This is a genomic window from Flagellimonas taeanensis, from assembly GCF_003584105.1.
Classification (GTDB): domain Bacteria; phylum Bacteroidota; class Bacteroidia; order Flavobacteriales; family Flavobacteriaceae; genus Flagellimonas; species Flagellimonas taeanensis.
The window spans coordinates 96,482-117,759 of sequence record NZ_QXFO01000024.1; the positions used below are offsets into that span (position 1 = coordinate 96,482).

The window sequence follows — 21,278 nt, forward strand, 5'->3', positions numbered from 1 at the left end:
TTGGGCAGATTTGTTCCCTTTATCAAGCGTTTGTTTTCCTTTGCACCCAAAGTGAGGTCTTTGTATGGGCTCCATGGCCTGGAGAAGGCTGATGCCCTTTTTCACAACCTCGTGGCCGAAAACAAAGTGCCCGGCTTGGCCGTCACCATCATGGCAAAGGGGAAAGTGCTATGGCAAAAAGGATATGGCCAGGCTGACCTGGAACGAAAAAAACCTGTTGATCCTAGGCAAACGGTGTTCAGGATAGCCAGTATCTCCAAATGCATCACTGGGTTGGCTTTGGGCAAAATGATGGAAGAGGGGCTTGTGGAGTTGGACACCTCATTTCATAGGTATGTCCCGTATTATCCAAAAAAGGACCATGATTTCACGTTGCGCCAACTGGCAAGCCATACGGCAGGGATCAGAGGATATCGCGGTAAGGAATTCGCACTGAACCAAGGCTTTTCCATCAAGGACAGCATCGGAATCTTTCAACATGACCCTTTGGTTTTCGAACCGGGAAAGGGATACCTGTACAATAGTTTTGACTTTGTGCTACTTTCCTTGGCCATGCAAGAGGCCAGTGGAGTCCCGTTTCAAAAATACGTTCGGGAAAAAGTGCTCATCCCTTTAGGGATGCAAAGTACCTTTTCACCCCAAGAAATGGATGTCGGTTCGAGCGTAATCGGCAGCACGGCACAATTCTATACCAAAAGCTCGCTGTGTTTCAAGAAATCGATAGAAGTGGACAATGCCTATAAATTGGCTGGCGGTGGATTTTTATCGACCAGTACCGATATTGCCCAGATGGGGCAGGCCATTTTGGAAGGGAAACTGCTCAAAAAAGGAACTTACGAACAAATATTGACCTCACAAATGGTGAATGGCAGGCCCACCTACTATGGTCTGGGCTTTCAGGTGAGCCGAGATGCCAATGGCCGGGAGTTTGTAGGTCATGTGGGCAATAGTGTAGGGGCGTATACCAACTTTTTTGTTTATCCGAAAGAGGAAAAAGTAATTTCCATATTGATCAATTGTACCGACCCGAAGGTGCAAGAACAACTGGATATGGCCATTTCGTCCATTGTAGGGGACAGGACTTAGACTTTGCCCGCTATCAGTTCCTCTTTCTCCAATGCGAATTTTTTGCAGAGGTCAAGAGTTTCGGTCACATCCTCCATGCTGGTCCTGGGGTTGATGAGGCACATACGCAACACTACCTGCCCATGGAGCAGGGTCGTGACCAACAATGCCTTCCGGGAGTCCACCACATGTTTTGAGATGTACTGGTTGATCTCGTCCAATTCTTTCTCCTTATAGTTTTGCTGGATGGGGTTGTACCTGAAATTGATCACGGCCAAGGTTGCCGGAAAGACCACTTCCCAACTTTTGCTGCCCCGCAATAGATTTTCCACCTCTTCGGCAAGGTCAATGTTGTAGGTGACGGCATCCCTGAACTCCTTGAGTCCGAAGGTCTTTAAGGACATATAGAACTTGAGTGCCCTGAACCTTCGGGTGAGTTGGATGCCATGGTCATAAAAATTGATTTCCGAAGTGTTTCCTTCAATATCACGGAGATACTCCGGTTTTTCAGTGAAGGTATGGCTGAGGTTTTTGTGGTTCCGTACCAACAAACAACCCATTTCGTAAGGCTGATAGAACCATTTGTGTGGATCAACGGTCAAGGAATCGGCCTTTTCAATGCCTTTCAACAGTTGTTTGCCCTTGGCGGATAAAATGGCCGCACCACCATAAGCGCCATCAATATGGAACCAAATATCTTCTTTCTTGCAAATTTTTGCCAATTCGGACAGTGGGTCAACAGTACCCGTGTTGGTGGTTCCAGCAGAAGCGATCAAACAAAAGGGTTGCAGGCCTTCCAATCGATCTTTGGCAATACAGTTTTTGAGTTTGTTCACCGCAAACTTGAACTCATTGTCGGTGGGTATGATCCGGATCTGCTCTTTTTTGAAGCCCAGCACATGGATGGCCTTGATGTTGGAGGAGTGGGCCTGGTCGGACAGGTAGATGACTGCTTTGGAAAAATCGTCCCCACATTTGATCCTTCGGGCCGTCACCATTGCCGTTAAGTTGGCCATGGAACCGCCACTGGTGAAAATTCCTCCTCCCTTTTTTCCAGGAAAACCAAAGATCTTCAACAGCCATTGAATGGTCACGATTTCCAGTTCAGCAGCAGCTGGGGAAGCCGACCATCCACCTGAAAAGATATTGTAGCCTGTGGCAAGTGCATCGGCCATAACACTGACATAGTTGCTGGGACCCGGGACAAAGGAAAAGGACCTTGGGTGGGCCATATTGGCACTGTTGGTCATCACTTTTTCCAACACAAAATCCAAAACCTTGGAGGCTTCCATGCCCGCTTCTGGGGCTTCTTCCAAAAAGAGGTTGTCCATTTCCTCCCGCGAGCCCCATGCCACGGGAAATTTTTGGTGTTGGGTGTGGTGGTGCTCCACGATCGCATCCACAATCTGGTAGCCATACTTTTGCATCTCCTCTTTGGAAAGCTCTAATCTTGCAGTGTTCTTCTTCATGTGCCCTACTTCTGTTGAACTGCAAAAATATCATATTTGGAATGGTCGTAAACGGGAAAAGGCGAGAAATATGTTTTTAGGGCCAGTAATGCTAACTTTGCCAATGGAATTGCCCTGAGGCATTTTTGATATGGAAAAACAGGATATAGCGAACAGAGAGGATGTCTCATTATTGGTGCATCGCTTTTATGAAAAAGTGCGTGCTGATGCAGAAATTGGCCATTTTTTCAATGAAACCATTACCGATTGGCCGGAACACATGGAAAAGTTGACCGATTTTTGGGAGATGAACCTGTTCTTCGTCCAAAAATACAAAGGGAACCCCATGCAGGTCCACGCCGAGTTGGACAGGGATATGGGCAGGACCATTGACAATTATCATTTTGGGATATGGCTCAGACATTGGTTTGCAACCCTGGACACCCATTTTAGTGGTCCAAATGCTGAAAAGGCGAAACAACGGGCCAGAAACATCAGTGTTCGAATGTTCTTTGCGATATATGAACAGCGAAAACGGGATGGGGTTCTTTAATATTCCGATAATTAGCGGGTAAGCTCGGTGAAAAGGCTTTCCAAATTTTTGTTCTTCCTACTCAACTGAAGGGTTTTCAATTGGTTGTCATGCGCAAAATCGAAAACGGCAGGTCGCATGTCCGTAGAGGTGCTGAAGGTGATCTCATAGACGAAACCGCCAATGTTGGTCACCTTGGACACGTGGGGCAGCTGTTGTAGCAATTGTTCCTCCACCCGGTAATCGAACTCCACTTCAATGATCTGTTCTTCCGCTTCGCGCAGTTCTTCCAATTTTTTGTCGGCCACCAGTTTTCCTTTGTTAATGATGATGACCCTGTCACAGACAGCTTCCACTTCCTTCATAATATGTGTGGACAAAAGGATGGTCTTTTCCTTTCCGATATCGCGGATCATTTTTCGTATCTCGATCAATTGGTTGGGGTCAAGTCCTGTGGTGGGCTCATCCAAGATCAGTACCTCTGGGTTGTGGAGTAGGGCAGCAGCAAGGCCCACACGCTGGCGGTATCCTTTGGATAACTGTCCTATTTTTTTGTGGGCTTCGGGGGTAAGCCCAGTCTGCTCTATCACTTCCTCGATCTTTGATTTTGGAACCTTGTACACATCTGCGTTGAAGGCCAAATATTCCTTTACATACATCTCCAAATAAAGGGGGTTGTGTTCGGGGAGATAACCAATGCTCTCCTGAACGGCCCTTTCGGCAGTGAGTACATCATGTCCGTTCACTTCGGCATCACCACTGTCCGCTTTGTAGTAGGTGGTCAATATCCGCATCATGGTCGACTTTCCTGCCCCATTGGGACCCAAAAAACCAACAATTTCCCCCTTTTTGATGGAGAAGGAAACGTTGTTCAGAGCTTTTTGCTGACCAAAGGTCTTGGTGATGTTCTTTACGGTGATGGACATTCAATTGGGTTTGGAAACCAAAAATACACTTTTAGACGCTTCAATCCATTCCTTTGTTCGGTCTCAAATGTTGAAACTTTTGGAGAGGTCAAATCGCTATGGGAAATGAATTCTCAAAAAAGGTCGTTTTCTTGGATACAATCTGCAATGAAATCGGCTTTTTCAAAAAAAATCAAAAAAAATTTAGGAATGATCGCCACTTTCGGATTGAATACCTAAATTAGCCGGGAATTTACATCGAAATGACAAACACGTATTTCTGGAACGGTTTCTATTTTTACTTCTTTTTTAAGAGAGGTGCGGGACTGTTGTGAATGCGTTTAAAGTATAACCAATACATGAAGTCCCGATACAAATCGGGGCTTTTTTTTTGCCATGGGTTTAAAAATAGCCATACAGGGAATCAAGGGGTCCAACCACCATCAGGTCGCAAAGGATTTTTTTGGGGAGGACATCGAATTATTGGAATGCATGACCTTTGATGCCATCATCGACCATCTGTTGGATGGGACCGCGGACAAAGGCATCATGGCCATTGAAAATTCCATCGCGGGTTCCATTATCCCGAATTATAATCTAGTGTATCACAATAACATACATGTAATTGGGGAGCATTATCTGAGCATCCACCACAACCTTATGGTGCTCAGGGGAACCACCATGCAAGACGTCAAGGAAGTCCACTCGCATCCCATGGCCCTGCTACAGTGCAAGGAGTTCTTCAAGGACTATCCACATATCAAATTGGTAGAGAGCGTGGACACTGCCGAAACGGCCAAACGTATCAAAGAAGGCAGATTGGCTAATATTGCTGCAATTGCTCCAAAAATGGCTGCCGATCTCTATGATTTGGATATTATTGCTCCTGAAATTCAGACCATAAAGAACAACGCCACGCGATTCATCATCCTTAAAAAGCAGAACAAGGTCCTGCCGAAGGAAGAAATCAATAAGGCATCGTTGCGTTTTATGACCGATCACAAAAGGGGGAGCTTGGCCACGGTACTGAACGTGATGAGCGATTGTAACATGAACCTGACCAAGATACAGTCCCTCCCTGTGATAGAGACTCCATGGAAGTATGCTTTTTTTGTGGATGTGACTTTTGAAGAATACGATCACTTTTCCAAGGCAAAATCCTTGCTAGAGATCATGGCCGAAGATTTTACGGTCTTGGGTGAATATAAAAACGCATTGTTGATATGATTACAGCTGACAGGCTGCACAGTGTGCAAGAATACTACTTCTCCAAAAAGTTGAGGGAAGTAAGGGGGTTGATGGATCAGGGGAGGCCCATCATCAACATGGGTATTGGAAGTCCAGATTTGGCGCCATCGCCAAAGGTCATGGAAACGTTGAGGGACTGTATTGCCGATGCAGGTGCACACCAATACCAAAGCTATCAGGGACTCCCAGAGCTCAGAAAGGCCATTGCCGATTTTTACCAACAAAAATTTAGGGTTACTGTTGACCCTTCCACAGAGATATTGCCCTTGATGGGTTCCAAGGAAGGCATCATGCACATCAGCATGGCGTTCTTGAATGTGGGGGACGAAGTGTTGTTGCCCAATCCGGGTTATCCGACCTATGCATCGGTCACAAATTTGGTGGGCGGCGTTCCAGTGACCTATGACCTGAACCTGGAAAATGGTTGGTTCCCCAATTTGGAAGAACTGTCCCAAAAAGACCTTTCCAAAGTGAAATTGATGTGGGTCAGCTACCCACACATGCCCACAGGGGCCACAGCAACAATGGAGCAATTGAAATCTTTGGTGGATTTTGCCAAGGCGAACGATATTTTGCTGGTCAATGACAATCCGTACAGTTTTGTTTTGTCCAACAATCCGATGAGTATTTTGTCCATTGATGGCGCAAAGGAATGCACCTTGGAGCTGAACAGTCTCAGCAAGACCTTCAACATGGCCGGTTGGCGTGTGGGGATGGTGCTTGGTAATGCCGAACACATCAATGCTGTGCTCAAGGTGAAGAGCAATATGGATTCGGGTATGTTCTACGGTATTCAGAAAGGTGCGGTGGCTGCACTACAAAGTGGCCCCGAATGGTTTGAGGAACTGGATAAAGTGTACACGAAAAGAAGGGAGCTGATGTTCCAATTGGCGGATAAACTGGGCTGTGAATACGACCGAAATGCCGTGGGCATGTTCGTCTGGTGCAAACTCCCCGTGGGGTCGCTTTCTTCCGAAGCGTTCATTGACCAAGTTTTGTATGAGAAGTACATCTTCATCGCGCCGGGGACCATCTTTGGCAGCAATGGCGAAGGATATATTCGGTTTTCCCTTTGTGTGAAGGAAGAAAAAATCAAAGAAGCGATAGAAAGATTTTAACATGGACGTAGTCGTAATAGGAATAGGATTGATTGGGGGGTCGTTCGCCAAAGATGTGAAAAAAATGCATCCCCATGCCAAAATCATTGGTGTGGACAAGAATGAGGCCCACTTGGAAGAAGCCATGTCCCTTGGGATCATCGACGGGAAAGGAAGCTATGGTTCCTTGGAAACTGCAGATATGGTCTATGTGAGTATTCCTGTAAATGTTCTGGTCACGGAACTGCCCAAGATTTTGGATGCAGTGGGGGACGAAACCGTGGTGATGGATGCAGGCTCCACCAAACGGTTGATTTGTGAAAGTGTGGCCGATCATCCCAAGCGAAGGAACTTTATGGCCTGTCACCCCATTGCAGGAACGGAGTTTTCAGGACCATCGGCCGCCTTGGAAGGACTGTATGCGGAAAAGACGATGATCATTTGTGAGGTGGAGAAAACAGCATTCAAATTGCAGGAAAGGGCCTTGGCCGTTTTTCAGGAAATGGGGATGCGAATCCGGTACATGAATCCCGTCGCACACGATAAGCACATCGCCTACGTATCACATTTATCACACATCAGTTCATTTATGTTGGGAAAGACGGTTATTGAGAAAGAAAAAAATGAGCGTGATATTTTTGACATGGCGGGAAGTGGTTTTGAGAGCACGGTCCGATTGGCCAAAAGTTCACCTGATATGTGGACACCCATATTTGAACAGAACAAGGACAATGTGGTGGAGACCTTGGAGGAATACATCCAAAACCTGACCACCTTCAAACAATTGATCATGGACAACGATTTTGAAAATGTCCATCTGGAAATGAGCAATACCAACAAAATAAAACAAATACTTAAAGGAATTCCACTTACAAAAAAATAGGAAGCATTATGGAAAACAAAAAGGAAATGAGGAAATGGTTGGATGATATGAACCTGTCACATCCATTGGTAATAGCCGGGCCATGCAGTGCCGAGACAGAAGATCAGGTGCTGAAGATCGCACACGAACTGAAGGATACCGATGTAAGCTACTACCGTGCCGGAATCTGGAAACCCAGAACGCGCCCTGGAAATTTTGAGGGAGTGGGGGCCATTGGATTGAAATGGTTACAGAAGGTAAAAGAAGAAACCGGCCTGAAAACCGCTACCGAGGTGGCCAATAAGGCCCATGTGGACCTTGCCTTGGAATACGATGTGGACCTTTTGTGGATCGGTGCGCGATCTACCGTGAGCCCTTTTATCATCCAAGAAATTGCGGACGCCCTTGAAGGTACCGATAAGATCGTATTGGTGAAAAACCCCGTGAACCCTGACCTATCCTTGTGGTTGGGCGCTGTAGAGCGTTTGCATACGGCCAATATCAAGAAATTGGGGGTGATCCACCGCGGATTTTCCACTTATGAGAAGACCAAATACCGAAACATTCCCGAATGGCAGTTGGCCATCGAACTTCAAACGAAGTTCCCCGACCTGCCCATCATCAACGACCCGAGCCATATTACCGGAAAGCGCGACATGATCTTTGACGTGTCCCAAACAGCTTTGGATCTGAACTTTGACGGGTTGATGATCGAAACCCACCACGATCCGGACAATGCCTGGAGCGATGCCGCACAGCAGGTGACCCCTCAGCGATTGGTACAGATCATGAAGGATCTTCGCATCAGAAAGGAAACCGACGAAGAGGCCGAATACAACAGCAAACTGAGCAACCTTAGAGCACAGATAGACGTGTTGGACAACCAATTGATCGACCTGCTCGGAAAACGGATGAAGGTTTCCGACGGCATCGGTGAACTGAAAAAACAAAAGAACGTTGCCGTGTTGCAGAGCAACCGATGGAACGCCATCTTGGGCAATATGATCCTCGAAGGGGAGCAGAGGGGATTGAGCGAGGAGTTCATCCTGAAGATGTTCAAGGCCATTCACCAAGAATCCATCAACCACCAAGAAAAAATCATCAACGCATAGTCTGATTTTTTCTCGATTCTCATCAAAACTATCTGTGGCTTGACCTATTTATCAAGATTGCAGATAGTTTTTTTGTTTGGAACTGTAACAATTGGAAGAACCGTTCATCCTTATGGAGTAAAAACACTGTATCACTAAACACCTTCAAATTTCAAGACATTCATTTTCAATAACTTAAAAACTTTATGCAGATGAAAAAACTATACACATTGGGGCTTCTATTGCTTCCTTTATTGACGTTCGCCCAACGGATCATAGACACAGAGGTAGGGGAATTCAAGGAAATCAAGGTCTTTGACCTGATTGAGGTGAACTTGATCCAATCCGATGAGAACAAGATCATGATCAAGGGGTGGAACGTGGACGATATCATTTGGACCAACAAGAAAGGTGTGTTGAAACTCCGCATGCAATTGGATAAAAAATTCCAGGGCGAGGACACCATGATTGAGGTGTACTATACCAACCTGGACGTAATCGATGGCAATGAAGGGGCGCAGATCACCTGCAACGAAATGGTGCAGAAGAGCAAAATTGAACTAAGGGTCCAAGAAGGGGCCAAGATCCATATCGGTATGGATGTGGATTATGCCGATATCCGTGCGGTCACGGGAGGCATCGTAGAGGCTTCCGGATTGGCCAAGAACCAGACCGTGGTATTGAATACTGGCGGAATTTTTGACGGCCGCGATCTTAGGACAGCCAATACCGATATCAAAATTTCTGCAGGTGGCGAGGCCGATGTGTTCGCTTCGGAAGTGGTGGACATCAATGTGAGGGCTGGTGGTGATGTGAACGTATACGGCAAGCCGAAAAAAGTGTACAAAAAGACTTTTGTGGGTGGAAGGATCCACATTGTGGATTGACATTGATAATGAAACAGAAAGCCCGCCCTGGAGATCCAAGGCGGGCTTTTTATTTGGGTCCTTTCCCTTATTTCTTGAAAATGTAGCGGGTAATGAAGATACCTTGTCCATCCCCTTTTCCGCCTTCACTTTCCACACCACTTACCACAAAGGCCAGTTCCCATCCGTTGGAGATCATATCGTTGATCATGGAGGTGATCAGGGCATCGTTGGCAGCGATGTTCTGAAAACGGATACCGCCCAAGTTGTAGAAGTTCAACAGTTTGGTCTCTTCAAAGTTCTTCACCCGGATGTCGCCCCTGTCGGCCTTGTTCCTTGTGTTGTCCTCTTCGGTCTGTACGCTGGTGTATTCCTTGTAATCCTTGTCCTCGAGGGCATTGATGATCCTAGATCGGCCAAGACCATTGGGAACGATGGATTCCACACTGGTAATTACCTTGTACTGTTGTGCGTTCGCACTGAACGCGGCAGCTAGGGTCATCACTGCGATAAAAACGATTTTTTTCATGATTGATAGATTGTTGATTGTTAAAACTGTTAACAAAGATATGCGCACAAGAAGAAGGATTATTGTTTCTTTGTAATGAAAATATGAACAAATCGTGAACGGAACTGTTTATAAATCAACAGGGAGCTGGTACACCGTGAAGTCGGAAGATGGTGTTTTTTATGAGTGCAGGATAAAGGGCAAGTTCCGGACGCAGGGGATCAAAAGTACGAACCCAGTGGCCGTTGGGGACCAAGTGGTCTTTGAACTGGAGGACCATGGGAACGAATCGGTCGGGGTCATTTCCGAAATTCTCGAAAGGAAAAATTATATCATCCGAAAATCGGTAAAACTGTCCAAACAGACCCATATCATCGCCTCCAACCTAGATCAGGTATTTTTGTTGGTGACCCTGAACAATCCGCCCACCTTTACCAGTTTTATAGATCGTTTTTTGGTGACCGCAGAAGCCTATGACATCCCCGTTGTACTCTTGTTCAACAAAATGGATACCTATAGTGAGGGTGAGAAGGCAGAGGTGGCGTATTTGATGGACCTATACGCACAGATCGGGTACACATGCATACCGATAGAGGCCAAGGGCGGAAAAAATGTCGATAAGGTAAAACAACTGATGAAGGACAGGACCAGTATGTTCTCGGGACATTCCGGAGTGGGGAAATCCACTTTGGTGAATGCCCTGGAAAAGGGACTGCACCTGAAGACAGCCGAAATCTCCGAACAGCACTTACAGGGACAACATACCACCACTTTTGCCGAAATGTATGACCTCTCGTTCGGGGCAAGGATCATAGACACTCCCGGAATCAAAGGATTTGGTATCGTGGATATGGAGCAGGATGAGATAGGGGATTATTTCCCCGAGTTCTTCCAGTTGAAATCCAAATGCAAGTTCAACAATTGCCTGCACCTGGACGAGCCCAAATGTGCCGTGAAGGAAGCCTTGGAAAGAGATGAGGTGGCCTGGAGCAGATACCGTAGCTATGTGCAAATGTTGACGGGTGAGGAAGAAAACTATCGAACGGACAATTACAGATAAAGACAGATGAGGGCAGTGATCCAAAGGGTTTCAAGGGCAAGTGTAACCGTGGAAGGACAAGTGGTCTCCGCCATCGGGCAAGGTTTGTTGGTGCTGTTGGGCATCGAGGATGCCGATGGCAAGGAAGATTCGGATTGGTTGTCCCAAAAAATCACCAATCTACGGATATTCAATGATGCAGATGGAGTGATGAACCGTTCCGTACTTGACGTGGGCGGGGATATCATCGTGGTAAGCCAATTTACCCTGCATGCCCAGACCAAAAAAGGCAATAGGCCATCCTACACCAAGGCTTCAAAACCGGACGTGGCCATTCCCATTTATGAAGCATTTGTCCAAAGGATGGAACAGGACATGGGCAAAAAAGTCGGGACCGGAATATTTGGGGCCGATATGAAAGTGGAACTGCTCAACGATGGTCCTGTGACCATTATGATGGACACCAAAAACAAAGAATAATTGTTTTTTATCGAAAAAGTTATCTATTTTGTAAGAAATCAAGCACTTTAGCCAACCAAGCCTAACCAAATTGCTTAATGAGATTTCTTGCCATACTTTCCGCGCTCTTATGGTGCAGTTTTTCTTTTTCCCAAGACCATAGTGTAGAATCCATACCAAAAGAGCTTTTGGACAATGCGGATGCAGTGATCAGACTGGATCATTTGGCCATACAGGTTCATTCCATCAACCAAATGTCCTATCAGGTCAGGCAAATTGTGACGGTGCTGAACAAATCTGGGGATGGACATGCCGCGGCCAGGGTATTTTACGATGACGATAAAAAAATAAAAAAAATAGAGGCCACCATCTATGACGCATTCGGGAACGAAGTGGAGCAGGTAAAAAGGCGCGATTTCAAGGAAGTGGCCGCTGCTGATGGTTTTTCACTTTACTTGGATGACAGGTTGTTGTACCATGACTATGTTCCTGTACAATATCCCTATACAGTTGAGTTCACCTATGAAATAGAGACCTCCGATACGGGGATGATGCCGCAGTGGTACTTTGTGTCGGGCTATGGGGTAAGTGTTGAAAATAGTAATTACACCATTACATATCCATCCAATGATTTAAAACCCATCATCAAGGAGGAAAATCTTCAGGAAATCGATTTTAAAAAAGAGGAGTCCCCGACTATGTTGAGCTACACCTCTTCAGGGATTCCGGCTTTTGTCGAGGAGGGTCTTAGTCCACCCTTTCAAACCTTTTCGCCAAGACTGTCTGTTCGGTTGCCCAAGTTCCATTACAAGGGGATTGATGCGGAAGTGACCGATTGGAAGGGTTTGGGTGGTTGGATCCAAGACGAGCTTTTATCAGGTAGGGACGAATTGGAGGAAAGCACCATTTCCAAGGCCAAGGAATTGGTCAAGGGTATCGACGATGACTTGGAAAAAGCCAAGATAATCTACAAATATGTCCAAGACAATACCAGATATATAAGCGTCCAAATTGGGATAGGAGGGCTACAGCCCATAAGCGCTATTGAGGTGGACAAAGTAAAGTATGGGGACTGTAAAGGGCTCACCAATTATACCAAGGCATTGTTAAGGGCAGTAGGTGTGGAATCCTACTACACCGTGGTGGAATCTGGGCGGACCAAGGTTGATTTTGAAGAGGATTTTCCCGATTTGCTTCAGGGAAACCATGTCATCTTGGCCATTCCCTATAAGGGGAAATATTATTGGGTGGACTGTACGTCGCAGATCCATCCCTTCGGATTTATTGGGGACTTTACGGACGACCGGATGGTTTTGGTGGTGACTCCCGATGGTGGCGAGCTGGTGAGGACCGATTCCTATTTGGACATTGACAATGCGCAGTACATAAAGGCCAATTACAAGATTTTGGACAACCTGTCCATTGATGCACAGGTGGCCATAGAAACCAAGGGCACACAGTACGATAACCGGTTTGTGTTGGAAAGAAGTTCAAAGGACGACATCAAAAAATATTATAAGGACTTTTGGGACAACATCAACGGGTTGGAGGTCAGTGACTATTCCTTTGATAACGATAAGGAGAAAGTTTCCTTTACCGAAACCGTGAATTTGAGTGCCAGAAACTATGTTTCCAAGAACGGAAATGATTACCTGCTCATCTTGAACGCCTTCAACAACAACACCTATGTGCCCCCTAGGTACCGGGACAGAAAGCTGCCTTTTATGGTACAGAGGGGTTTTTATGACCAGGATGAGACCACGATCGAGATACCTGAAAGCTTCCACTTTACAGATTTGCCCGATAAGGTCAGCATGGAAACCGAATTTGGGAGTTATGTTGCAGAGGTCGAGAAAAGAAATGACAGGGAGTTGGTATACAAAAGAAAGCTGCTTTTAAAAGCGGGCGAGTACCCCAAGGAATCGTATGATGAATTCAGATCTTTTTTACGATCTGTAGCTAAAATGGACAACCAAAAAATACTTCTAAAAAATGAACCTCAGGATTAAACCAATACATCTGATAGTAGCTCTGCTGGCATTGGGAATTACAAATGCCCAAGATTACAAGTTTGGAAAAGTTTCCATGGAAGAGCTCCAAGAAAAAGTGTACCCGGGTGATTCTTCGGCATCGGCAGCATACCTCTTGAAAAAAAGGACTTCATACTATAGTTATAACAAATCCATAGGTTTAAGACTCATCACGGAAGTCCATAACAGGATCAAGATCTATGACAAAGATGGATTTGACTATGCCAGTGAAATCATAAATCTATATGAATCAGGTAGTTCCGATGAAGGTGTATCCTCTGTCAAAGGGTATACCTATACCTTGGAAGATGGTGAAATTGTGGAGACCAAATTGGACAAAAAGGATATTTTCAAGACAGAGCAGTCCAAGAATTTGAACCAAGTTAAGTTCACCATGCCCAATGTGAAGGAAGGGTCAGTGGTCGAATATGAGTACAAGATAACCTCCCCATTCGTGCAGAGCATTGATGAGTTTGTTTTCCAGCATGGCATCCCCATTAAAAAACTGGAAGCCGAAATGAGGATCTTGGAATATTTCAAGTTCAACCAAAGATCCAAAGGATTTCTTGCCTTTAGGCCAACGGTCAGGGAGTTTACGGATCATACCATTGGAACAAAGGTCACGGAATTGACCTTTGATCTGGAAAACATACCTGCATTGAAGGATGAGATCTTCGTATCAAACATCGCAAATTACCGTGCAGGTGTAAAGTTTGAGATAGTTTCTTTGGAAGTTCCGGGTTCCGTTTATGAATCGTATTCCAAAACTTGGGAAGATGTTGTAAAAACTATATACCAGAGCAGTTCCTTTGGGGACGAACTGAAAAGGAAGAACTATTTTGAAGAAGAATTGGATGCTGTTTTGGCTGACACCTCAGACCCATATACAAGAATGGGCAAAGTTCTGTCATTCGTGAAGCAAAAGGTGAAATGGAACTCTTACTTGGGAGTTGGTTCTGATGAAGGAACCAGAAAAGCATATAAAGAAGGAGTGGGTAACAGTGCCGATATCAATCTGATGTTGATATCCATGCTCAACCATGCCAATGTGAAGGCATACCCCGTATTGGTGAGCACACGGGACCATGGTGTGCCGATTTTCCCTACTCTGCAAGGTTTCAATTATGTGGTGGCAGCGGCCAAGATAGAAGACAGGTATTATTTGCTGGATGCCACAAACAGTTTCACTGCAATCGATGTTTTGCCCACTAGGGCCCTGAATTGGTTTGGCAGGATCATATCAGAAGATGGCAATTCTGATATCATAGACCTGATGCCCAAAGAAAAATCGATGGACATTGTAATGATGAATGTGGATTTGACCGACGATGGCGCCATCACGGCCAAGTTTAGGCAACAGTTTACCAATAACAACGCTTTTTTGTTCAGGAACCTATACAATGGTGGTACCGAGGAAAGCTATCTTTCGGATCTGGAAAAAGAGAACGGTGATGTGGAGATAGATGGATACGAACTGAAAAACAACTTTGATTTTGATAAACCCATTATACAGGATTATGAATTTTATAAGGAAGACGCCTATGAGACCATAGGAGGGAAGATCTATTTTTCGCCACTGTTCCACTTTGCTGTCCAAGAGAACCCGTTCAAAACTGAAAAAAGGGAGTTTCCTGTGGATTATGGTTTTCCTTGGGAAGATAGGCATATGATCACCATCAACATTCCCGAAGGTTATAAGGTCGAACATCTTCCAGAACCTATTAGTATGGTACTTCCGGAAAGCCTGGGCAAGTTCACTTATAATATCTCCACTGTCCAGGACAAGATTTCGGTTAGGGTCGAAATCGAAATGAACACCCCTGTTTTCCCTCCACAATACTATCAAAACCTAAAAGAGTTTTACCGACAAGTGGTGGAAAAGGAGTCTGAAAAAATAATCCTTGCCAAAACCTAAACCTATATGAAATCTGTTCTGAAAGTCTTTGTGCTTGCAGTGCTGTTCCACGGTACAAAACTGAGGGGACAGCAAAAAGTGGAATTTGGGCTGCTCTCGGCAAGTGAGCAAGCGTTCACTACCTATGCCAAAGATACCACTGCCCATGCTGTTTACCTGTACGAAAAAGGGGAAAATTATTTTGAGGTCAGGGGCAATTATGTGTGGTTGATCAAAAAATACCATGCAAAGAAGAAAATTTTGGACAAACAAGGAATGGATGAGGCCAATATCACCATACCCTATTACCGTTCGGACAAATCAAAGGAAATTGTAAAGGACATAAGGGCACTTACCCACAATGGGGTGGTAAAGCATAGCCTCAGAAAAGAAAATGTATTCGATGCCGATGTGAGCGAAAGGTGGTCCGTGAAAAAATTTACCTTTCCAGACGTGAAAGAAGGCTCCATTCTGGAATATTCCTATGAGATACAGTCCCCGTTTTTCTTTAACCTCACTGGATGGAAGTTCCAGGAAGCAATCCCAAAGGTCTATACGGAATACAATGCCAAAATTCCTGGAAACTATAGGTACAATAGGGCCTTGATAGGGGAGATTGCCCTGGATGTGAACGAAGCAACCATAAAAAAGGACTGCTTTTCGATACCAAGCGCTACGGAAAGTGCCGATTGTGAGGTTTTGAAATATGTGATGAAGGATGTCCCTGCATTTAAGGAGGATGAAAGCTATATGTTGTCCCCAAGCAATTACCGTTCTGCTTTGGAGTTTGAACTGTCGGAGCTTCTTCGATTTGATGGGACCAAGGAAAGATATACCAAAACATGGAAGGATGTGGACAAAGAGTTCAAAACTGATAATGATATTGGAAGACAGCTCAAGAAGGTCAACTTTTTTGAACGGAACATCCCTGTGGACCTGATCAGCGGTCCGGGAGATCCTCTGGAACGCGCGACACGGATCTATCAGTTTGTAAAGGACCATTATGTTTGGAACGGGGATTATGGCATTTTTTTGGACAATCGCGTAAAACAGGCCTTTGATGAGCATAAAGGCAATGTTGCGGAAATCAACATCACCTTGATCAACCTGCTCAATGCAGCGGGAATAGATACCGATATGATGGTGCTCTCCACCCGAGATAACGGATTGCCCAAAAAATCCCATCCCGTCATGTCGGATTTCAATTACCTCATTGCAAAGACGGAGATAGACGGGACCACCTATTTGTTGGACGCAACGGAAAAGCAATTGCCCTTCGGGATGTTGCCCTATCGCTGCCTGAATTATCATGGAAGGGTAATGGACCTGGAAGAGGAGAGCTATTGGTATGACATTGTCCCCATAGAACCCAATATGAAGACAGTAAGGATAGAAATGTCGCTGGATCCTGAAAACAGTTTGGTGTCAGGTAACTTTCAAGAGATAACAACCGGGTACGAAGCTTTCTTCAAAAGGGAGCGTTTGGCCTCGTTGTCCGAAGATGAATACCTGGATAAAATAGAGGATAGTTCCAACGGGGACATTTTTATCAAATCCTATGAAGTGGATTCCCTGCAGTCCGATGATAGAAAATTGGTGGAGAATTTTTTCTTTGAAATGGAGGGGCTGGGCCAAAACAAGAACCTTTTCTTCAATACCTTCCTTGTTCGTTTTTTTGAAAGCAATCCCTTCATGTCAGAGACCCGTCACTATCCAGTGGACTTTGGGTATTTAAGGTCCTACATGTACTATGCGAAAATTAAGGTTCCAGAAGGGTATAAGGTCAAGGAAATACCCAAGCCCATCAATCTGGGCCTTCCTGAAAACAGTGGTGTTATGCGGTTCAATTGCAGTGAATCCCAGGGCCAGGTGATGGTCCAGTTCAGCCTACAACTCCGCTCGACACAATATACAAGTGCGGGATATGCCTATGTAAAGGAGTTTTTTGAAAATGCGGTGACCACACAAAACAACAGTTATCTGGTTTTGGAAAAGGAATAAGCAGCTTGTCCTTACCTTTGTGGCCAAATCTTAAAATTGAAACGGTGGACATAGCAAATGCACAAAAAGCGGTTGATGAATGGATCCAAAACCATGGGGTCCGTTACTTCAACGAACTGACCAATATGGCGCAGCTCACGGAGGAAGTAGGAGAGGTGGCCCGAATCATTGCCCGCAGGTACGGCGAACAGAGCGAAAAAGAATCGGACAAGGCCAAGGACCTTGGCGAGGAACTGGCCGATGTGGTCTTTGTGGTACTGTGTTTGGCCAACCAAACCGGGATCGATCTTCAAAAGGCCTTCGACAAAAAATTGGACCTGAAGACCAAACGCGACCACGACCGGCATCAAAATAACAAAAAGCTCAAATAAAGTTGTGTCCCAAAGGGAACATTAGGGCTGTTTTTTCTAGTTTTGAAGTTTCAATCAAACCATAGAACATTGAGACTCCAGCTTTCTGCACCCTCCACAAAAAACATCCAAAAAACAATACAGGTCACGGGCTCCAAAAGTGAGACCAACCGCTCTTTATTGCTACGGGCACTTTTTCCCAATATCAGCATAGAGAACCTGTCCATTTCGGATGATGGTGAGGTCATGCAAAAGGGACTCCAAATATCTTCTGGCGAGGTGGACATCCACCATGCCGGGACCGCAATGCGGTTCCTGACGGCCTATTTTGCCTCACAACCCAACAAGGAAGTGGTGCTCACAGGATCTCAACGGATGCAAGAACGACCCATTCAGGTGTTGGTGGAGGCCCTAAGATCCCTTGGTGCAGACATCCAATACGTCAAGCAAGATGGGTATCCGCCATTGAAGATTTCGGGGAAAAAACTGACCAAGTCCCAAGTGTCCCTTCCGGCAAACATCAGCAGCCAATATATTTCGGCACTTTTGCTGATCGCCCCAAGTTTGGAGAACGGACTGGAACTGGAGCTCGTGGGCAAAATAACTTCGGTGCCCTATATCAAAATGACCTTGGGTCTATTGGCCCAGATTGGGGTACAGACCACCTTTGAGGGAAACAAAATCCGTGTGGAGCCCCAAAAAAAGGTAGATGCCATCAAATTGGTGGTGGAATCGGATTGGAGCTCTGCCAGTTACTTTTATAGTATTGCCGCTCTTTGTGAGGTGGGGACCAAGATCAAGCTGTCATCATACAAACAAGATTCACTGCAAGGCGATAGTGTGTTGAGCAAGATCTACACGGACTTTGGCGTTGTCACCACTTTTTCGGACAATCAGATTACCCTGGAAAAAACCGAAGAGAGCAGACAGGAAAACGTCTTTTACGACCTTTCCAACGCTCCGGACATTGCCCAGACCATTGCAGTGACCTGTTTGGGATTGGGTATGGGCTGTCATCTCACAGGACTTCACACCCTTCCAATCAAGGAAACTGATCGTTTGGCAGCACTGCAAACCGAAATGTCCAAATTTGGTGCAAAGGTGACCATTGATAGCGAGAGCCTTACCCTGCAACCCATAGCTGCCATCAAATCGGGGGTGGATGTGGATACCTACAATGACCACCGGATGGCTATGGCCTTCGGTCCACTTGCGCTAAAGACCGATTTGATTGTCAATGATGCGGGAGTGGTCTCCAAATCCTATCCTGACTTTTGGAAGGATCTCAATACCCTCGGATTTGACGTGTCCGAAATGTAACAGACATTTAATCATCAAATTACTTGACATCCGCTATCACGAGGTCGTATATTTGCCCCTCTTTAAAAAAATCCAAAAAAAGTCTAGATGAAATTATCCAACTTCAATTTTGAATTGCCCAAGGAACTATTGGCCGAATACCCCGCTGAAAACAGGGATGAATCCAAACTGATGGTGATTCATAGGGATTCTGGAAAAATCGAACATAGAATGTTCAAGGACCTTATCGAATATTTTGATGAAGGTGATGTGATGGTCCTGAACAACACCAAGGTATTCCCTGCGAGACTGTTTGGGAACAAGGAAAAAACTGGGGCTCGCATAGAAGTGTTCTTGCTTCGGGAACTGAACCAGGAACAACGCCTTTGGGACGTTTTGGTGGACCCGGCCAGGAAGATAAGGATAGGGAACAAGCTCTATTTTGGGGATGATGAAAGTTTGGTGGCTGAAGTAATCGACAACACCACATCCAGAGGGAGGACCCTTCGTTTCCTTTATGACGGTTCCTATACTGATTTTAGGAGAAAGCTACGGGAATTGGGAGAAACACCACTTCCCAAATACATCAAAAGGAATGTAGAGCCCGAAGATGAGGAGCGTTACCAGACCATTTATGCAAAACATGAAGGAGCTGTGGCGGCCCCGACTGCGGGATTGCATTTTTCAAAACATTTGTTGAAGCGCTTGGAAATCAAGGGCATCGATTTTGCAGAAGTGACCTTACATGTGGGCTTGGGAACCTTTAACCCTGTGGAGGTAGAGGACCTTTCCAAGCATAAAATGGACAGTGAGGAGCTGGTCATCGATGAAAAGGCAACAGAAATTGTGAACAGGGCCAAAGTCAAGAAAAAAAGGGTCTGTGCCGTGGGTACCACTGTGATGAGGGGTCTTGAAAGTGCCGTATCTTCAGAGCATACCCTAAATACCTACGAAGGGTGGACCAACAAGTTCATCTTCCCTCCATACGATTTCAGCATCGCCAATTGTATGGTCACCAATTTCCATTTGCCCAAATCAACTTTGTTGATGATGGTATCCGCATTTGCGGGTCATGACCTTATCAAAAAAGCCTACAAACAGGCCATTTTGGAAGGATATCGCTTTTACTCCTATGGGGATGCGATGTTGATTCTATAAATGCATAAAATGAACAAACCTAGAATCCCGTTCGGTTCCGCGACCAACGGGATTTTTTCTTGATTATCTTTATCCTGTGGAAACCAAAAAGAAGGACATACGGGCATTGACCAAGGAACAGCTTCGGCAGTTCTTTGTGGAGCATGGGGACAAGGCCTTTCGGGGCAACCAAGTCTATGAATGGCTTTGGCAGAAATCGGCCCATACCTTTGATGCCATGACCAATGTTTCCAAGGAAACCCGACAAATGTTGGAAGAGAACTTCGTGATCAACCACATACGGGTGGACCAAATGCAGCGCAGTTCCGATGGAACCATCAAAAATGCGGTGCGCTTGCACGATGGACTTGTGGTGGAATCCGTTTTGATCCCGACCGAGACCCGGACCACCGCCTGCGTTTCCAGTCAGGTGGGTTGTAGTCTGGATTGCCGGTTCTGTGCCACTGCCCGCATGAAACGGATGCGAAACCTGAACCCGGATGAGATCTACGATCAGGTAGTGGCCATAGACAACGAAAGCAGGCTCTATTTTGACCGTCCTCTGAGCAATATTGTGTTCATGGGCATGGGCGAACCCCTGATGAATTATAACAACGTGCTTAAGGCCATTGAAATGATTACCTCGCCCGAAGGATTGGGCATGTCCCCAAGACGGATCACGGTATCCACTTCCGGGGTGCCCAAAATGATCAAGAAAATGGCCGATGAAGAAGTCAAGTTTCGTTTGGCGGTCTCCCTACATTCCGCTATTGATGAGGTGCGGACCTCCATCATGCCCTTCAATGCCACCTTCCCCTTGAAAGATCTTCGGGAGGCATTGGAATATTGGTACAGCAAGACCAAAAACAGGATTACCTACGAATATGTGGTCTGGAAAGGCATAAACGATACCAGGGAAGCGGTGGATGCCCTGGTCAAATTCTGCAAGTTCGCTCCGTCCAAGGTCAATTTGATCGAGTATAACCCCATAGACGATGGCGAGTTCCAACAAGCCTCCATGGATGCGGTCGAAATGTACCGAAGCATTCTGGAGAGCAATGGCATTACGGTTACCGTTCGTAGGTCCAGAGGAAAGGATATCGATGCCGCATGTGGGCAGCTGGCCAATAAAAGTTAGTTTTAGGAGTCAGGAGTCAGGAGTCAGGAGTCAGGAATTGTCACGTGAGCTGTCACCCTGGGCATTGGTTACTGAGCGTAGTCGAAGTAAGTCGATGGGGCAGTCGAAACGCAGAAAGTCGGCAAATACCAATTTTAAAATCCCAAATTCCAATAACCAAGTAAACAGAAATTTTGTTTCTTCCTTAACCCTTAACCCTTAACCCTTAACCCTTAACCCTTAACCCTTAACCCTTAACCCTTAACCCTTAACCCTTAACCCTCAACCCTCAACCCTCAACCCTCAACCCTGAAACCCCTCAAATCATCG

The 21,278-nt window shown here is 45.7% G+C and carries 19 protein-coding genes; 16 read left to right on the forward strand and 3 right to left on the reverse strand.

The window, feature by feature from the left end; genetic code table 11:
• A complete protein-coding gene (locus D2V93_RS12430; protein ID WP_245978226.1) occupies positions 1 to 1,086 on the forward strand; it encodes a serine hydrolase domain-containing protein in 1,086 nt (361 codons plus the stop codon).
• On the opposite strand, the gene D2V93_RS12435 is transcribed toward D2V93_RS12430, so the two are convergent.
• Positions 1,083 to 2,534, reverse strand: a complete 1,452-nt coding sequence (locus D2V93_RS12435) for a pyridoxal phosphate-dependent decarboxylase family protein (protein WP_119619737.1) — start codon at positions 2,532 to 2,534, stop codon at positions 1,083 to 1,085. The two genes, D2V93_RS12430 and D2V93_RS12435, sit on opposite strands and share 4 nt — an antisense overlap.
• 130 nt (positions 2,535 to 2,664) lie before the next feature.
• Between D2V93_RS12435 and D2V93_RS12440 the strand changes: the two genes are divergently transcribed.
• A complete protein-coding gene (locus tag D2V93_RS12440) occupies positions 2,665 to 3,066 on the forward strand; it encodes a group III truncated hemoglobin (RefSeq protein ID WP_119619738.1) in 402 nt (133 codons plus the stop codon).
• Between the two features lie 11 nt (positions 3,067 to 3,077).
• On the opposite strand, the gene gldA is transcribed toward D2V93_RS12440, so the two are convergent.
• On the reverse strand, positions 3,078 to 3,971 hold the full coding sequence (gene gldA / locus D2V93_RS12445) for a gliding motility-associated ABC transporter ATP-binding subunit GldA (RefSeq protein ID WP_119619739.1): 894 nt from the start codon (positions 3,969 to 3,971) through the stop codon (positions 3,078 to 3,080).
• Between the two features lie 375 nt (positions 3,972 to 4,346).
• Here gldA and D2V93_RS12450 point away from each other — a divergent pair, with 375 nt between their 5' ends.
• From D2V93_RS12450 to D2V93_RS12470, 5 genes are all read left to right on the forward strand, one after another.
• Positions 4,347 to 5,177, forward strand: coding sequence for a prephenate dehydratase (locus D2V93_RS12450; protein ID WP_119619740.1), 831 nt, complete (start codon positions 4,347 to 4,349; stop codon positions 5,175 to 5,177).
• Positions 5,174 to 6,316 (forward strand): pyridoxal phosphate-dependent aminotransferase, encoded by a 1,143-nt coding sequence (locus D2V93_RS12455; RefSeq protein WP_119619741.1) that lies wholly within the window; start codon positions 5,174 to 5,176, stop codon positions 6,314 to 6,316. The genes D2V93_RS12450 and D2V93_RS12455 overlap by 4 nt, the downstream gene beginning before the upstream one ends.
• Before the next feature lies 1 nt (position 6,317).
• The gene (locus D2V93_RS12460; protein ID WP_119619742.1) at positions 6,318 to 7,178 is read left to right on the forward strand and encodes a prephenate dehydrogenase; all 861 of its coding nucleotides are present in this window, start codon (positions 6,318 to 6,320) and stop codon (positions 7,176 to 7,178) included.
• 8 nt (positions 7,179 to 7,186) lie between these two features.
• A complete protein-coding gene (locus tag D2V93_RS12465) occupies positions 7,187 to 8,269 on the forward strand; it encodes a bifunctional 3-deoxy-7-phosphoheptulonate synthase/chorismate mutase type II (RefSeq protein ID WP_072878471.1) in 1,083 nt (360 codons plus the stop codon).
• 191 nt (positions 8,270 to 8,460) lie between these two features.
• Positions 8,461 to 9,135, forward strand: coding sequence for a head GIN domain-containing protein (locus D2V93_RS12470; protein ID WP_072878700.1), 675 nt, complete (start codon positions 8,461 to 8,463; stop codon positions 9,133 to 9,135).
• A gap of 67 nt (positions 9,136 to 9,202) precedes the next feature.
• Here the strand turns inward: D2V93_RS12470 and D2V93_RS12475 are convergent, their stop codons facing one another.
• A complete protein-coding gene (locus tag D2V93_RS12475) occupies positions 9,203 to 9,643 on the reverse strand; it encodes a hypothetical protein (protein ID WP_119619743.1) in 441 nt (146 codons plus the stop codon).
• A 94-nt stretch (positions 9,644 to 9,737) separates the two neighbouring features.
• Here D2V93_RS12475 and rsgA point away from each other — a divergent pair, with 94 nt between their 5' ends.
• The 9 genes from rsgA (at position 9,738) to rlmN (ending at position 20,969) form a co-directional block, all read left to right on the forward strand.
• The gene (gene rsgA, locus D2V93_RS12480; protein ID WP_119619744.1) at positions 9,738 to 10,682 is read left to right on the forward strand and encodes a ribosome small subunit-dependent GTPase A; all 945 of its coding nucleotides are present in this window, start codon (positions 9,738 to 9,740) and stop codon (positions 10,680 to 10,682) included.
• A gap of 6 nt (positions 10,683 to 10,688) precedes the next feature.
• Entirely contained in the window at positions 10,689 to 11,141 is a 453-nt protein-coding gene (gene dtd, locus D2V93_RS12485) for a D-aminoacyl-tRNA deacylase (protein WP_119619745.1), read from the forward strand.
• A gap of 77 nt (positions 11,142 to 11,218) precedes the next feature.
• Complete coding sequence (locus D2V93_RS12490) at positions 11,219 to 13,129, forward strand: DUF3857 domain-containing transglutaminase family protein (protein WP_119619746.1); 1,911 nt, start codon at positions 11,219 to 11,221, stop codon at positions 13,127 to 13,129.
• The gene (locus D2V93_RS12495; protein WP_119619747.1) at positions 13,113 to 15,065 is read left to right on the forward strand and encodes a DUF3857 domain-containing protein; all 1,953 of its coding nucleotides are present in this window, start codon (positions 13,113 to 13,115) and stop codon (positions 15,063 to 15,065) included. The genes D2V93_RS12490 and D2V93_RS12495 overlap by 17 nt, the downstream gene beginning before the upstream one ends.
• Before the next feature lie 6 nt (positions 15,066 to 15,071).
• A complete protein-coding gene (locus tag D2V93_RS12500) occupies positions 15,072 to 17,045 on the forward strand; it encodes a transglutaminase family protein (protein ID WP_119619748.1) in 1,974 nt (657 codons plus the stop codon).
• A 44-nt stretch (positions 17,046 to 17,089) separates the two neighbouring features.
• Positions 17,090 to 17,416: a nucleotide pyrophosphohydrolase gene (locus D2V93_RS12505; RefSeq protein ID WP_108424307.1), complete on the forward strand. Its 327-nt coding sequence runs from the start codon at positions 17,090 to 17,092 to the stop codon at positions 17,414 to 17,416.
• Between the two features lie 69 nt (positions 17,417 to 17,485).
• A complete protein-coding gene (locus tag D2V93_RS12510) occupies positions 17,486 to 18,715 on the forward strand; it encodes a 3-phosphoshikimate 1-carboxyvinyltransferase (RefSeq protein ID WP_119619749.1) in 1,230 nt (409 codons plus the stop codon).
• 87 nt (positions 18,716 to 18,802) lie between these two features.
• Entirely contained in the window at positions 18,803 to 19,852 is a 1,050-nt protein-coding gene (gene queA / locus D2V93_RS12515) for a tRNA preQ1(34) S-adenosylmethionine ribosyltransferase-isomerase QueA (protein ID WP_072878487.1), read from the forward strand.
• A gap of 76 nt (positions 19,853 to 19,928) precedes the next feature.
• Positions 19,929 to 20,969, forward strand: a complete 1,041-nt coding sequence (gene rlmN / locus D2V93_RS12520; protein ID WP_072878489.1) for a dual-specificity RNA methyltransferase RlmN — start codon at positions 19,929 to 19,931, stop codon at positions 20,967 to 20,969.
• The last annotated feature ends 309 nt before the right edge of the window (positions 20,970 to 21,278 follow it).

Coding starts and splice junctions, on each gene's coding strand:
- D2V93_RS12435 (WP_119619737.1), bottom strand. CDS start 2,534: ATGAAGAAGAACACTGCAAGATTAGAGCTTTCCAAAGAGGAGATGCAA.
- D2V93_RS12440 (WP_119619738.1), top strand. CDS start 2,665: ATGGAAAAACAGGATATAGCGAACAGAGAGGATGTCTCATTATTGGTG.
- gldA (WP_119619739.1), bottom strand. CDS start 3,971: ATGTCCATCACCGTAAAGAACATCACCAAGACCTTTGGTCAGCAAAAA.
- D2V93_RS12450 (WP_119619740.1), top strand. CDS start 4,347: ATGGGTTTAAAAATAGCCATACAGGGAATCAAGGGGTCCAACCACCAT.
- D2V93_RS12455 (WP_119619741.1), top strand. CDS start 5,174: ATGATTACAGCTGACAGGCTGCACAGTGTGCAAGAATACTACTTCTCC.
- D2V93_RS12460 (WP_119619742.1), top strand. CDS start 6,318: ATGGACGTAGTCGTAATAGGAATAGGATTGATTGGGGGGTCGTTCGCC.
- D2V93_RS12465 (WP_072878471.1), top strand. CDS start 7,187: ATGGAAAACAAAAAGGAAATGAGGAAATGGTTGGATGATATGAACCTG.
- D2V93_RS12470 (WP_072878700.1), top strand. CDS start 8,461: ATGAAAAAACTATACACATTGGGGCTTCTATTGCTTCCTTTATTGACG.
- D2V93_RS12475 (WP_119619743.1), bottom strand. CDS start 9,643: ATGAAAAAAATCGTTTTTATCGCAGTGATGACCCTAGCTGCCGCGTTC.
- dtd (WP_119619745.1), top strand. CDS start 10,689: ATGAGGGCAGTGATCCAAAGGGTTTCAAGGGCAAGTGTAACCGTGGAA.
- D2V93_RS12490 (WP_119619746.1), top strand. CDS start 11,219: ATGAGATTTCTTGCCATACTTTCCGCGCTCTTATGGTGCAGTTTTTCT.
- D2V93_RS12495 (WP_119619747.1), top strand. CDS start 13,113: ATGAACCTCAGGATTAAACCAATACATCTGATAGTAGCTCTGCTGGCA.
- D2V93_RS12500 (WP_119619748.1), top strand. CDS start 15,072: ATGAAATCTGTTCTGAAAGTCTTTGTGCTTGCAGTGCTGTTCCACGGT.
- queA (WP_072878487.1), top strand. CDS start 18,803: ATGAAATTATCCAACTTCAATTTTGAATTGCCCAAGGAACTATTGGCC.